The organism is Rugamonas sp. FW305-51, from assembly GCF_058786935.1.
The window spans coordinates 1-13,995 of sequence record NZ_JBYSZG010000078.1 but is presented as its reverse complement, the minus strand read 5'-3'; the positions used below and the strand labels follow the sequence as shown (position 1 = coordinate 13,995).

At 66.9% G+C, this 13,995-nt stretch carries 12 protein-coding genes; 8 read left to right on the top strand and 4 right to left on the bottom strand.

The window, feature by feature from the left end; all coding sequences use genetic code 11:
• Positions 1-226 precede the first annotated feature (226 nt).
• Positions 227-2,629: a TonB-dependent receptor gene (locus AC3WOS_RS27640; RefSeq protein ID WP_492720408.1), complete on the top strand. Its 2,403-nt coding sequence runs from the start codon at positions 227-229 to the stop codon at positions 2,627-2,629.
• 172 nt (positions 2,630-2,801) lie between these two features.
• Here AC3WOS_RS27640 and AC3WOS_RS27635 read toward each other — a convergent pair whose 3' ends face one another.
• On the bottom strand, positions 2,802-3,812 hold the full coding sequence (locus tag AC3WOS_RS27635; RefSeq protein WP_492720406.1) for a Gfo/Idh/MocA family protein: 1,011 nt from the start codon (positions 3,810-3,812) through the stop codon (positions 2,802-2,804).
• Positions 3,813-4,037: 225 nt separating this feature from the next.
• On the opposite strand from AC3WOS_RS27635, the gene AC3WOS_RS27630 reads away from it, so the two are divergent.
• Positions 4,038-5,315, top strand: coding sequence for a maltoporin (locus tag AC3WOS_RS27630; protein ID WP_492720404.1), 1,278 nt, complete (start codon positions 4,038-4,040; stop codon positions 5,313-5,315).
• Between the two features lie 33 nt (positions 5,316-5,348).
• Here AC3WOS_RS27630 and AC3WOS_RS27625 read toward each other — a convergent pair whose 3' ends face one another.
• Positions 5,349-6,599: an ROK family transcriptional regulator gene (locus AC3WOS_RS27625; protein WP_492720402.1), complete on the bottom strand. Its 1,251-nt coding sequence runs from the start codon at positions 6,597-6,599 to the stop codon at positions 5,349-5,351.
• Positions 6,600-6,690: 91 nt separating this feature from the next.
• The gene (locus tag AC3WOS_RS27620) at positions 6,691-7,311 is read right to left on the bottom strand and encodes a nucleoside/nucleotide kinase family protein (protein ID WP_492720401.1); all 621 of its coding nucleotides are present in this window, start codon (positions 7,309-7,311) and stop codon (positions 6,691-6,693) included.
• Between the two features lie 235 nt (positions 7,312-7,546).
• On the opposite strand from AC3WOS_RS27620, the gene AC3WOS_RS27615 reads away from it, so the two are divergent.
• From AC3WOS_RS27615 to AC3WOS_RS27590, 6 genes are all read left to right on the top strand, one after another.
• On the top strand, positions 7,547-8,539 hold the full coding sequence (locus AC3WOS_RS27615; RefSeq protein WP_492720399.1) for a sugar ABC transporter substrate-binding protein: 993 nt from the start codon (positions 7,547-7,549) through the stop codon (positions 8,537-8,539).
• A 146-nt stretch (positions 8,540-8,685) separates the two neighbouring features.
• On the top strand, positions 8,686-9,645 hold the full coding sequence (locus tag AC3WOS_RS27610) for an ABC transporter permease (RefSeq protein ID WP_492720412.1): 960 nt from the start codon (positions 8,686-8,688) through the stop codon (positions 9,643-9,645).
• Between the two features lie 2 nt (positions 9,646-9,647).
• Positions 9,648-10,442, top strand: a complete 795-nt coding sequence (locus AC3WOS_RS27605) for an ATP-binding cassette domain-containing protein (protein WP_492720398.1) — start codon at positions 9,648-9,650, stop codon at positions 10,440-10,442.
• Complete coding sequence (locus tag AC3WOS_RS27600; protein ID WP_492720397.1) at positions 10,435-10,887, top strand: RbsD/FucU family protein; 453 nt, start codon at positions 10,435-10,437, stop codon at positions 10,885-10,887. The genes AC3WOS_RS27605 and AC3WOS_RS27600 overlap by 8 nt, the downstream gene beginning before the upstream one ends.
• Positions 10,887-12,140, top strand: a complete 1,254-nt coding sequence (locus AC3WOS_RS27595) for an ROK family transcriptional regulator (RefSeq protein ID WP_492720410.1) — start codon at positions 10,887-10,889, stop codon at positions 12,138-12,140. Before AC3WOS_RS27600 ends, AC3WOS_RS27595 begins: the two co-directional genes overlap by 1 nt.
• Positions 12,141-12,194: 54 nt before the next feature.
• Entirely contained in the window at positions 12,195-13,148 is a 954-nt protein-coding gene (locus tag AC3WOS_RS27590; protein ID WP_492720395.1) for a PfkB family carbohydrate kinase, read from the top strand.
• On the opposite strand, the gene AC3WOS_RS27585 is transcribed toward AC3WOS_RS27590, so the two are convergent.
• Entirely contained in the window at positions 13,114-13,830 is a 717-nt protein-coding gene (locus tag AC3WOS_RS27585) for a DUF6058 family natural product biosynthesis protein (RefSeq protein WP_492720393.1), read from the bottom strand. The two genes, AC3WOS_RS27590 and AC3WOS_RS27585, sit on opposite strands and share 35 nt — an antisense overlap.
• Between the last annotated feature and the right edge of the window lie 165 nt (positions 13,831-13,995).

Below are 13,995 nucleotides of genomic sequence, written 5' to 3'. Positions count from 1 at the left end.
ACTACCCTGTGCCACGCCAGCACGGAAGCCTTAATTCGTCCCTTGACAGCGGGCGGCTAATGGGCGTCCCCATTTTCGTCCCTATTTTCGCGGTTGTGCGTTGCGCAAAAAAATCGGCGGTTTTGCGATATTGTTGTATATACAATCAAATCTGCATAGTAACTATGTAGGACAATAACGGCCCTTGCCAATTTTGCGGCCGCCGGCGCGCTGGCCCATTGCCTACATGAAAATCCAACCTACCCGATTGCAACTGGCGATCGCTGCCCTCTTTACTACCGGCGCTACCCTTGGCGCTTCCGCCTGGGCCCAGCAGGACATTCCTGCCACGCCGGCCACTTCCAACGATGCCACGACCGCGCCCGCCAAGCCGGCGCGCAGCGATCAGATCCAGACGATCCAGGTCACGGCCCAAAAACGCAAGGAAGACGCCAGCAAGGTGCCTATCAGTATGTCCGTCGTGCGCGGTGAAGATCTGGCGGCCCAGCATATCGCGGGACTGGAGGACATTACCCGCAACGTGCCCAATATTTCGTTCTCGGGCGGCACCCAGGGCAATGGCCCCGGCCTGTCGAATATCGAGATGCGCGGCATCGCTTCCTCGGCCGGTTCGGGCACGGTGGGCATCTATATGGACGACGTGTCCATGACCACCCGTAACCTGTACAGCCTGGGCAGCCCGGAGCCGAAGTTCTTCGACGTGGACCGCATCGAGGTGCTGCGCGGCCCGCAAGGCACGCTGTACGGCGCCAGCTCCATGGGCGGCACGCTGAAGGTGCTGCTGAACCAGCCGGACCTGAAGAAGATGGATAACAGCGCGCTGGCCGAGCTGTCCTCCACGTCCCACGGCGGCATCAACCACACCGTCAACGCGGTGCTCAACGTGCCGCTGGTGACCAACGAAATGGCGCTGCGCGTGGGCGTGCAGAGCACCCACGTGAGCGGCTACATCACCCAGGTCGATCCCGATACGCTGGCCACCGTGCGCCGCCGCACCAATTCGGAAGACGACGCCGTGCTGCGCATGGCGCTCAAATGGGCCGTCAACCGCGACCTGACGGTCACCCCGGCGCTGTTCTACCAGGAAGTGAAGACGGGCGACCTGCCCACCGAGTATCCGTACTCGCAGACGACGGGCGCGGCCCTGCAGCCCTACCAGGTCAGCAAGCCGGTGCTGGAGCCGGGCAAGGACAAGCTGTTCACGCCCAGCCTGACCATCAACTATGACCTGGGCCGCGCCGACCTGGTGTCCGTCACCAGCTTCTACCAGCGCGACTTCAACCGCACCCAGGACGGCACCCAGGCCAACAGCGCCTACCTGGCCTCGCTGCTGCAGCCGGGCGCGCCGGCCGGGCTGGCGTCCACGCTGGCCGTCACGCCCGCCTACGTCTACCTGAACAACCAGGTGCGCCAATTCTCGCAGGAGTTCCGCGTCGCCTCCAAGGGCTATGACGCCAAGGCCGGTACGCCCGTCACCTGGCTGGCCGGCGCCTACTTCTCCAACCTGCACACCACCGTCAACGACAACGAGCCGGTGCCGGGCATGAACGCGCTGTTCGCCAAGTACGGCCTGAACGCGGAAGATCCGGCCGTCATGTCCGGCACCTTCCCCGGCGCCTTTGGCGGCGACAGCGCCTACTTTACGGCGCGCCACTACCGCACCACGCAAAAGGCGGCGTTCGGCGAGGCGACCTATCACTTCTCGCCCGCCCTGCGCGTGACGGCCGGCCTGCGCGACCTGTACGCCACCGATTCGCTGGCGCGCGAAGCGTCCAACTACTTCGCCGCCATGCCGGGCATGACGGTCCAGCTGCCGCACGATGAGGACACCCACGCGCTGACGCCGAAGTTCGCCGTCTCGTGGAACGTGGACCCAACCGATATGATCTACTTCAACGCGGCCAAGGGCTTCCGCCTGGGCGGCCAGAACCGCGACATTCCGCTGTCGATCTGCGGCGCGGAACTCAACGGCCTGGGTCTGGCGAAGGCGCCGTCCAGCTTCGGTTCCGATTCGCTGTGGAGCTACGAGGTGGGCAACAAGTCGCGCTTCCTCAACAACCGCCTGGCCATCAACGCGGCGGTCTACTACATCGACTGGAAGAACATCCAGGTCGACCGCGCGCTGAGCTGCACCTTCGACTACGAGACCAACGCCGGCAAGGCCCGCAGCACGGGCCTGGAACTGGAAGTGAAGGCCAAGCCTACGCCCGACCTGACCATCGACCTGGCGGCCGGCTACACCAACGCCTACCTGGTGGAAGCGAACGAGGCGCTCGGCTCGCAGGCCGGCCAGAAGGTGCCGGGCGCGCCCAAGTTCAACGCCACGCTGGGCGGCGAGTACCGCTACACCATCAGCGGCAACACCGACGGCTTCGCGCGGCTGACGGCCCACTGGACCGGTTCCAGCTACGGCACGGCCCACGTGGGCGACAGCGACTACCAGCGTCCGGCCTATGCGACGGTGGACGCCAGCGTCGGCGTCAATTTCGAGAAGTGGCAGGTGTCGCTGTTCGCCAAGAACCTGGCCAACAACGACAAGGTGATCCAGCGCCCCAACGTGCAGTTCTTCCAGGAGGCTTACCGCCTGGTGCCGCGCACGATCGGGGTAAACGTATCGGGTAGCCTGTAAGACCCTGGCGCCGCTAGTGGACTGTAACGGAAGAATCGGTAGTGAAGGACGTGCCAGCAGCGCGCAGGGCAAGGCGCAAAGCGCAGCGATAGCGGGCTATCGCGAGCATTTGCAACGCGGCCATGTGCGTTGATGGCGCGGCAGGCACGACCGATTCGAGCGTTACAGTCCGCTAGTCGCCCGCTCCAAGGGCGACGCGGCGGCCGCTGCGCACCGATTCCAGCACGCCCAGCGCGGCCGCCAGCGAGCGCAGGCCATCCTCGCCGCTGGCCGACGGCGCGCCTGCGCCACGCACTGCCGCATTGAACGCGGCCAGCGAGCGCTCATACAAGTTGACCTGGTCCAACGCGATGAGCCGCTCGCCGGCGGCCGTGCGCAAGACCACCTCCCCCACCGGGCGCTGCGTCATCACGTTGCGGCCAATTAGCGAACCTTCGCTGCCATGAATCTCGATGCCGGTGCCGGCGTACGGCACGTCGAACGCGTCGTGCAGCTGCGCCAGCACGCCGTTATCGAAGCGCACCACGGCCATCACGCCCTGCTCCACTTCATTGCCGTCCGGCGCCTGCGGCGTCATCGCCGTGACCTCCACAGGCTCCGCGTCCATCAGGTAGCGCAAGGTGTCCACGTCGTGCACCGTAATGTCGAGAATCACGCCGGCGCCGGCGGCCGGATTGTGCAGGCGCCAGCCCTGCAGATGCGCCGGCAGCTGCACCGCATGGAACACGCGCGCATACAGCGGACGGCCGATGGCGCCTTCCTGCACCAACGCCCGCATGGCCTGGTGCGAAGCGGCGTTGCGCAGGTGGTGATTGGTGGCCAGCACCACGCCGGCCTGGCGGCAGGCGGCGATCATGGCGCGCCCGTCGTCCAGGTTCAGCGCCAGCGGCTTTTCGCACAGCACATGCTTGCCCGCCGCCGCCGCGGCAATGGCTTGCGCCGCGTGCAGCTCGTTGGTGGTGCTGATGTAGACGGCATCGACCGCCGGATCGGCCAGCAGCGCCGCCAACGAGGTGTAGCTGGCGGCGATGCCATGTTCGGCCGCGAATGCCGCGCCCCGTGCGGCGTCAGTGCTCATCACCGCTGCCACCGTGTTGCCGGGCTGGGCGCGTATCGCCCCTATCATCCACTCGCGGGCGATGGTGCTCGCGCCTATCAAGCCCCAACCGATCTGCTGTTCCATGGTCATCCTCCTCGTTTATCCGTCGATCCGCATCATACCCGCGCCGCCTATACCAAACACATGCCAACGCCGGTTCCTTCCGTCGGACTGGCCCGTCACGCCGGCACAGCGGCCGTGTTGTAATTATGCCGCGATTAAATAAAGCTAGTTGATTTAATTAGTAAGCCGCCGCACAATCGCTCTCGCTGTACCCACAAATCAACAAATAATGATCAGGAGACAAAGATGAACCGTTTGACCCGGAACGCCCTCCCCATGGCGCTGGCAATTGCCTGCTGCTTCGCCCACGCCGATTCCTATAACGACACGGACGGCTTCCACGGCTATCTGCGCGCCAGCGCCGGCAGCAGCTCCACCCACGGTCCACAAAGCTGCTACGCGCTGGGCGGCCCGACCTCCTCCTACCGCCTCGGCAACGAGTGCGACTCCTACACGGAGTTCGGCTACACCAAGGAAATCGCCAAGGCCGACAACGGCGTCAGCTTCGTCAGCACCTTGTGGGTCAACGCCTACTCGCCCGGCTCGGACTTCCGCGACGCCAAGCTGCAGCTGGTGAAAGGCTATGTGGAAGCGAAGGGCCTGCCCTTCCTGGGCGGCGGCACGGCCTGGATGGGCAAGCGTTACTACTACCGTCCCGACATCCACATGCTCGACATGCAGTACATCCACATGAACGGCACGGGCGGCGGCCTGGACAAGATTCCAATGGGCGCGGGCCGCATCAGCTACGCCGTCTTCAAGGACAACGACACCAACGCCACCGGAGCGGGCGGCGCCATCGTCAACACCCCGGCCGCCATTCGCCAGAACGTGCTGTATGAAGGCTTGCCCGTCAACGCCGGCGGCACGGTCGATATCGCGCTGACGCTGATCTCGGCCCAGGGCCGCGACCGCGCAGCTTTGGGCCAGGGCGACAACAGCCATGGCGGCTGGGCGGCCGGCGTGTTCCACAAACAGGAGATGCTGGGCGGCGCCAACCTGGTGGGCCTGCAGTACGGCAGCGGCGCCGGCACCGGCATCGGCGCCTGCTGCTCGCGCATGGGACTGTCGGGCAGCACCACCCTGGGTTCGGACGTGACGCGCGTGCGCGTGCTGGACGACCTGGTGATCCAGCCTACCCGCCAGTTCAGCATGGAGTTCGCGGCCGTGTACCAGAAGGACAAGGCGGACGATATTGCCTTGCGCAATACCTGGACCACGCTGGGCGTGCGCCCTGTGTATGGCATCCTGCCCAACCTGAAGCTGCAGGGTGAACTGGGCGTGACCACGCTCAAGCAGGACAGCACGGGCCAGACCGCGCGCCTGACCAAGCTGACCTTCGCTCCGGCCATCGCCATGGGCGAAAGCTACTGGTCGCGTCCCGAGCTGCGCCTGTTCGTCACCTACGGCAAATGGAATGGCGCCGCCACGCCGCTGGTCAACGCGGCCAACAACAGCGGCCCCGTGTACGGCAACAACACCAGCGGCCTGTCGGCCGGCCTGCAGGTCGAGGCCTGGTGGTAAGCCAGCGTTGAAGGCGCCGGATCCGGCCTGTCCTCAGGCTTCGAGCTTGAGGAACAGGTCGCGGTCCGGCGCGAAATTGGCGTACAGCGGCAGCAGCGCGCCACCGAGCGCGCGCGCATCCGGGCCGATGGTGCCCGTTTGCACCTGCGGCCGCTGCACGCCTTCCCAGTCGTAGCGAGCCAGCGCGGCGGACACGCCAGCCATCAACCGCTCCAGCAGCGCGCGGCTGCACGAACCATCCACGATCACCCCTTCCAGATCCAGCAGGCAGCTGGCGTTGGTGACGGCCATCGCGATCGCGTTGGCGGCCTGCGCCACCCATTGCGTGCTGTGCGCATCCCACTGCCCTTGCGTGGCCCGCTCGTCGTAGGCGGCCAATGGATCGAGCCCCGCCTGCTGGAACAGGTTTTCCAGTCCCAGCAAGGAAGCGGTCGACAGCAGCTGCGCCGGCGGCGTACCCGCGTCCGTACCCGCCATGCCCACCGGCAGCGAGCCGATGGCGCCCGCGTTGCCATGCAGGCCAGCGTGCAGGTGGCTGTCGATCACCAGTCCGCCGCCGATGAAGGTGTCGACGAACAGGTACAGAAAACTCTTGATGCTGCGGCCACGCCCGGCCACCAGTTCGGCCACGCAGGCGGCTGCCGTGTCCTTGGCGAAGCGCACGGGGAGATCCGTGTCGGCCTCGATCTGGCGCGCGATGTCGAGCCGGTTCCAGCGTCCGCCCTGCTCGGGCGCCATGCCGATCAGCTCACGCCAGCTGCCCAGCGACAGCGGCGCGGCCACGCCTATGCCCTGGATGCGGCTGCGCAGCGCCGGCGCCAGCGAAGCCTGCATCTGGCGCACCTGGTCGGCGATGGTGCGAAACACCTGGTCCGGATCGGGATAGCGGTAAGCGAGCGAATAGCGGTTGCGCACCGTGCCCACGAAGTCGAGCAGCAGCACGTCCAGGCTGCGGCGGCCGATCTTGACGCCGATCGAGAACGCGCCGTCCGGCTTGAGCGCGATCGGCACCGAGGGCTGGCCGATCTTGCCGCGCAATGGTTCGAGCTTCATCACCAGGCCGTCGTCGGTCAGGCGGTTGATGATCAGCGCCACGGTCTGGGTGCTGAGCGTGGTCAGGCGGGCCAGGTCGGCCTTGGGCAGGCTGCCGTGCAGGCGGATGGCCTGCAACACCACGCGCTCGTTGAACTGGCGCATGCCGGTCTGGTTGGAGCCCCGCGGCCGCAGGTTGTCGGCGACGACTTCTTCAGCGTCGGCGTCGGCGGTGGGGGGAGTTTGCTGCATGGGGACGGCTCCTGCGCGGGTAAGCGCCTTGTGGTAACAAAGCAGGCAGTCTGCACCATCGCGCCCCCGTTGGCAACTTGCAGTCAGTCTCTCAGCGTAGCACGAGATCGGCGCGCACCTTGCTCGCCTCCACCAGCACGGCATTCGGTTCGTCCGTCTGCCACACCCAGGCGTGCGCCTGTTCGGCCGTGCGGCCGTAGCGCACGTGGCGCGCGGCCAGCCGCTCGCGCCGCAGCTCGCTGTCGACATCGACGTACCAGACGGCGTCCAACTGCGCGCGCACGCCGGCCCAGTGGCCCTGGTCCAGCAACAGGTAGTTGCCTTCCGTGATCACCAGCTCGATGTCGGGCGGCACGGCGATGGCGCCGGCCACCGCTTCCTCGATCTCGCGCCGGTATTCGGGCGCGTACACCACCTCGTCCGGCACGTGCCGGCGCAGCCGGGCCAGCATGGCCACGTAGCCGGCGCTGTCGAAAGTGTCCGGCGCGCCCTTGCGGCCGGCCCGCCCCAGCCGCGCCAGCTCCGTGTTGGCCAGGTGGTAGCCATCCATGGGCACCACCACGGCGCGGCCGGGCAGCGCGTCCAGCAGGCGCTGCGCCACGGTGGACTTGCCGGCGCCGGGCGCGCCGGCCAGGCCCAGCATGTAGCGCCGCCCCGGCACCAGGGAGGCCAGCAGACGGTCCAGCGATTGTTGCAAAACGACAGTATCCACACACACTCCAGGGTTATCACGGCGAGACACAAGCAGGGCCCAAGCAAGGCACAAGCGGGCTCGAGCTTAGCTTTGTTGCCACATTGCGTCAATTGGCCCACACGTCGATTCGATTAAATAAAATAGATTGATTTATTAATCGAAGCGGCCTATATTTCAGTCAGCGCAGTCACAACCAATCGCGCCACGTCGACCAACCCGGTCGGGGATCCAATAAAAAACTTTAGGAGACAGCATGTACGCAAAGCATTGCATCGCAATGGGCCTGATCGCATCCGTAGCCGGCTACGCCGCCGCCAGCGAGCCCGTCATCGGCCTCATCACCAAGACTGAAACCAATCCCTTCTTCGTCAAGATGAAGGAAGGGGCGCAACATGCGGCCAAGATGCAGGGCGCCAAGCTGCTGACGGCGGCCGGCAAGGCCGACGGCGACAACGCGGGCCAGGTGACGGCCATCGAGAACATGATGTCGGCCGGCGCCAAGGTCATCCTGATCACGCCCAACGATTCCAAGGCCATCGTGCCGGCGATCAAGAAGGCGCGCGACGCAGGTGTGATGGTGATCGCGCTCGACAGCCCGGCCGACCCGGAGAACGCCACCGACGCCCTGTTCGCCACCGACAACTTCAAGGCTGGCCTGCTGATCGGCCAGTACGCCAAGGCCTCGTTCGGCGGCAAGCCCGTCAAGATCGCCACGCTGGACCTGTTCCCCGGCCATCCGGTGGGCATCGCCCGCCACAACGGCTTCCTGGCCGGCTTCGGCGTGGCCGGCGTGGATGCCAAGACGGTGGGCCTGGCCAAGAGCGCGGACGTGGTCTGCATGGCCGACAGCTTTGGCGACCAGGGCAAGGGCCAGACGGCCATGGAAAACTGCCTGCAGAAAAATCCCGACATCAACCTGGTCTACACCATCAATGAACCGGCGGCGGCCGGCGCCTACAAGGCCCTGAAAGCGGCCGGCAAGGAAAAAGGCGTGCTGATCGTCTCGGTCGACGGCGGCTGCGCCGGCGTGCGCGACGTCAAGGCCGGCGTGATCGGGGCCACCTCGCAGCAGTATCCGCTGAAGATGGCGGGCCTGGCGGTGGACGCCGGCGTGACCTACGCCAAGACCGGCAAGAAGGTCAGCGGCTACGTGGACACGGGCGTGACCCTGATCACCGACCATGCCCAGAGCGGCGTGCCTAGCCGCGACACCGGCTTTGGCCTGAGCGCCTGCTGGGGCAAATAAGGGTTAAAGGCATCAGTCAGGAAAACGGGCGGCCACGGCCGCCCCACCGTACCGAAAGGAATACCATGCAACGCAATCTCAACCCGGGTTCCGTGGCCGCCGCGCCTGCCGCCGTCGCCCAGCCCACTGCCCTCGCGGGAAAAACCATGTCACTGCGCCTGAAAGATGTGCTGCCGCCGGTCACCGTACTGGGTCCGCTGCTGGCCCTGCTGGCCGCCTGCCTGTTCTTCACCACCCAGTCCGACCGCTTCCTGAGCGGCCAGAATTTCTCACTGATCCTGCAACAGGTCATGGTGGTGGGCGTGATCGCCATCGGCCAGACCCTGATCATCCTGACTGCCGGCATCGACCTGTCGTGCGGCATGGCCATGGCGCTGGGCTCGGTGGTCACCACCAAGTTCGCAGTGGACTACGGTATGCATCCCTACCTGGCCGTGTTGTGCGGCATGGGCGTGTGCATGCTGATCGGCTACATCAACGGCGCGCTGGTCACCTCGATCAAGCTGCCGCCGTTCATCGTCACGCTGGGCACCATGAACATTGCCTTCGCCGTGACCCAGATCTATTCGCAAGCCCAGACCGTGACCGGCCTGCCGGAAGCGATGACCTTCTTCGGCAACACCTTCCACCTGGGCCAGACCACCATCACCTACGGCACCGTGCTGATGCTGGCGCTGTACGTGCTGACCTGGCTGTTCCTGCGCGAGACGGCGCCCGGGCGCCACCTGTACGCGGTCGGCAACAACCCGGAAGCGGCTCGCCTGACCGGCATCGCCACCTCGCGCGTGCTGCTGGGCGTGTACATGATGGCCGGCCTGTTCTACGGCGTGGCGGCCCTGCTGTCCGTGGCCCGCATGGGCGTGGGCGATCCGCAAGGCGGACAGACGGACAACCTGGACAGCATCACGGCCGTGGTGCTGGGCGGCACCAGTCTGTTCGGCGGACGCGGCTCCATCCTGGGCACCCTGGTCGGCGTGCTGATCGTCGGCGTGTTCCGCAACGGCCTGACCCTGATGGGCGTGCCCTCCGTGTACCAAATCCTCGTAACAGGCGTGCTGGTGATCCTGGCCGTCGCCACCGACCAACTGACGCACAAGAAAGGCTGATCATGACCGCAACGATACCCGCGACCATCTTCCAGGCACGCGGCCTGGTCAAGCGCTACGGCGGCGTGACTGCGCTGGACGGCACCGACTTCGATCTGCGCGCCGGCGAAATCCTGGCCGTGATCGGCGACAACGGCGCCGGCAAATCCTCGCTGATCAAGGCCCTGTCGGGCGCCGTGATCCCGGACGAAGGCCAGTTGACGCTCGACGGCCAACCCGTGCGCTTCAAGTCCCCCATCGACGCCCGCCGCCATGGCATCGAAACCGTGTACCAGGACCTGGCCGTGGCGCCGGCCATGACCATCGCCGAGAACCTGTTCCTGGGCCGCGAGATCCTGCGCCCCGGCCTGCTGGGCCGCTGGCTGCGCCTGATCGACAAGCCGCGCATGCTGGCCGAAGCCGTGGGCCACATGCAGGACCTGAAGATCGGCATCCGCTCCATGAAGCAGGCGGTGGGCACGCTGTCGGGCGGCCAGCGCCAGGGCGTGGCCGTGGCGCGCAGCACGGCGTTCGCCAAGCACGTGGTGATCCTGGACGAACCGACGGCGGCGCTGGGCGTCAAGGAAGGCAATATGGTGCTGGAACTGATACGGCGCGTGCGCGACCGCGGCCTGCCCGTGATCCTCATCAGCCACAACATGCCGCACGTATTCGAGATCGCCGACCGCATCCACATCCAGCGCCTGGGCAAGCGCGTGGCCGTGGTCGATCCCAAGCACATCAGCATGTCCGACACGGTGGCCGTGATGACGGGCGCCAAGGACCCGAACGATTTGCCGGAGCAGGCCCATGCTTAAAGGTATCGATCCCCTGCTCAGTCCCGAGCTGCTGAAGGTGCTGGCCGAAATGGGCCACGGCGACGGCGTGGTACTGGTGGACGCCAACTTCACGGCCGTCACGCTGGCGCAGGGCAAACCGCTGATCCGCCTGCCGGGCGTGAGCCTGGCGCGCGCCGCCAGGGCCGTGCTGTCCGTGTTCCCGCTCGACCTGGCCGAGCGGCCGGTGGACTTCATGGCCGTCTCGGACCAGCCGGAAGGCTACCGCTCGCCCTTGCAGCAGGAGATGCTGGCCCTGTGCCAGCAGGCCGGTTCGGCCCTGCCGGCGCAATGCGAGGCGGTGGAACGGCACGCGTTTTATGAGCGCGTCAAGCGCGCCTACGCCATCGTGCAGACGGGCGAGCTGCAACCGTATGCCAACTTCCTGTTCCGCAAAGGCGTGCTGACGGGAGCGCAGTTCGCATGATGGCCATGCCCCACGCCGCCAGCGCCGCACCGGCCGATGCCAGCATCTGGCTGCGTCCGCGCGGCTCCAACCAGAGCGGCATGGGGCAATTCAACGAGCGGGTGGTGCTGCAGGCCATCCGCCTGCACGGCAGCCTGGCCAAGGCCGAGCTGGCGCGGCTGACGCACCTGAGCACGCAGACTGTTTCGCTCATCATCAACCGGCTGCTGGAACAGGGCCTGGTGCTCAAGCGCGCGCCGCAGCGGGGCAAGGTGGGACAGCCATCCGTGCCCATCATGCTCAATCCGGACGGCGCTTACTTCATCGGCATCAAGATCGGGCGGCGCAGCCTGGACCTGCTGCTGATCGACTTTAACGGCGCCGTGCGGGCGCGGCGCGCCATCACTTACCGCTATCCCGATCCCGCCCTGCTGTTCGGCCAGATCGCCACCCTGCAGCGGGGCCTGCTCGAGCAGCTTGGCCCGCTGCAGGCGGCGCGGCTGGTGGGCATAGGGGTGGCGGCGCCGCTGGGCCTGGGCGGCTGGCAAACCTTGCTGGGCAGCGCGCCGCAGCAGGCCGGCCAGTGGGAACGGCTCGACATCCGCGCCGAGATCCAGGCTGTCAGCGACGTGCCGGTGGTGTTCGCCAAGGACACCATGGCCGCCTGCGTGGCCGAGCTGGTGGCGGGCCGGGGCCGCAGCATCGGCAGCTATCTGTACATATTCGTCGGCACCTTCATCGGCGGCGGCCTGGTGCTCGACAGCAGCGTGCACGCGGGCTTGCAAGGCAACGCGGGCGCGCTCGGCTCCATGCCGCTGCACCTGGCGTCCGGCGCCGGGGCGCCGCCGGAACAGCTGCTCAGTACCGCATCGCTGTTCAGCCTCGAGCAGCTGTACGCGGCGGCCGGCCTGGACGAAAGCGCCGCCTACGACGCGCGCGCCATGCAGCACCCCTGGCTGACGCACACGGAAGCGTGGCTGGAGGATGCGGCCCGCGCCATCGCACTGGCCGTCAGCAACGGCACCTGTCTGCTGGACCTGGACGAAGTGGTGCTGGACGGCTCCGCCCACCCTGCCCTGCTGGCCCGCCTGATGGAACAGACCAGGCAGGCGCTCGAACGCTACAGCTGGGAAGGCGTGCAACGTCCCACGCTGCGCAGTGGCGCCATCGGCGCGGACGCGCGCGCTATCGGCGCCGCCCTGCTGCCCCTGCATGCCAACTTCGCGCCTGACCGCGAACTGTTTTTGAAATTACTGCATGCCGCCGCGCCCTGACGCACGACGGCTGCGAACACGAACAACCCCGAACCAAACAAGCAGGAGAGAACCATGATAGTGACCTACGGCGAAGCGCTGGTGGACATGATAGAAATGCCGGACGGCCGCTTTGGCGCCGCGCTGGGCGGCGCCGTCTGCAACTTCACGCTGGCCACGGCGCGCCAGGGGCTGGGGGTGACGTACCTCAATCCGCTGTCGGTGGACAGCTTTGGCGACGGCTTCGCGCGCATGCTGGGCCAGGCGGGCGTGCAGCTGGGCAGCCCGGCGCGCAGCGCCCGCCCCACCTCGCTGGCCATCGTCACGCTGGACGCCAACAAGTCGCCCAGCTACGCCTTCCACCGCCAGGGCGTGGCCGACCGCGACATCACGCCCGCGCAAGCGCGCGCCGCGCTGCCGAACGGCGTGCGGCTGTTCCACACGGGCGGCCTGGCGCTGGTGCCGGAAGACCTGGAGGCAACGCTGGCCGTTGTGGCCGCCGCCGCCGAAGCCGGCGCGCTGATTTCAATCGACGCCAACCTGCGCCCGCTGGCCTGCGACGACCTGCCCGCCTACGCGGCCGGCGTGCGCCGCGCGCTGCGCCATGCGCATCTGATCAAGGTCAGCGAAGAAGACCTGGTCCACCTGGGCCTGACGGCGCAGCCGCCGCTGGAAGCGGCCCGCACGCTGCTGGACTTGCCCCAGGTGGAGCTGATCGCGCTGACACTGGGCGCCGATGGCGCCATCCTGCTGTCGCGCGACGCCACGATCACCCTACCGGCGCCGTCCGGCATCGCGGTTCGCGACACAGTCGGCTGCGGCGACTGCTTCCTTGCCGGCCTGGTGGCCGCGCTGGCCGAGCACGAAAGCCTGTCGGCGGCCGCGCTGGCCGACGCCGGAGAGGAAACGCTGCGGCCTGCCCTGCGGCGCGCCATCGCCAGCGCCAGCCTGAACGCCATGCGCGAGGGCTGCGATCCGGCCACGGCGGCGGAGGTCAAACAGTTTCTACAGACTGGATCGCCAGCCTGATGCGGGCGGCCAGGTCGTCCACCAGGCGCTTGCGGCTGCTGATCGGGTAGTCGATGGGCGAGAACGGCATGGCGCTGTCGGCGAAGGCGTCGATCAGGTCCAGCATGGCCAGCGCCTCGTCGGCCGTGTAGGCGAACCGGGTACCGTTCACGCTCAGCGCCGTCAGTTTTTCCTGCAAAACTTCCTTGCGCGCGATCGCCATTTCCGACACGGGGTTGGCCACGCACAGGCCAAACGTGCCGTGCATGAAATGCGCCCAGATGCTTTGCAAGCGCCGGGCGATGCCGTCCGGGATCGCCGTACCATCTTCGGCGAAGCAATCGGGCAGGCGCCAGGTCGAGTCGTTCAATTCGGCCAGCGCGGCCTGCATCCGCTCCGCGAACCGGGCCCGCAGCACCGTACCGGCCTGCTCCCGTCCGACCTCGGCGATGACATGGATGGCCCGGTCCACCCACACGGCCGTCGCCGGGTGGAAGAAACTGCCCTCCTTCGCCGCACCGGCGGCCATCTCGCCAAACACATAGGACTTGAGCGTGGCGCCATTGGCCACCACATACGACGGGCCCGGCACGAGCCGCTCCCGCACCAGCGTCAGCAACGCCGCCACAGGCAGCCCGGACGCGGCCGCCATCTGCTCCGTATCGAGGAAATACTGCGATAAATAGACGTCCAGCTCCGACATGCGATGGCTCCTTAGCTAAGTACTGGATGCCATTTTATACTGTTTTTATGTACAGTAGTTATTTTCTCAACGCGCGGCGACGCGCGGGTCTGCACGTTCGTTGCCATGGCAGTTCCCGCCGATTCGTGGCATGCTCAGTACTGAAACAACGCTGGGGGGGGGGGG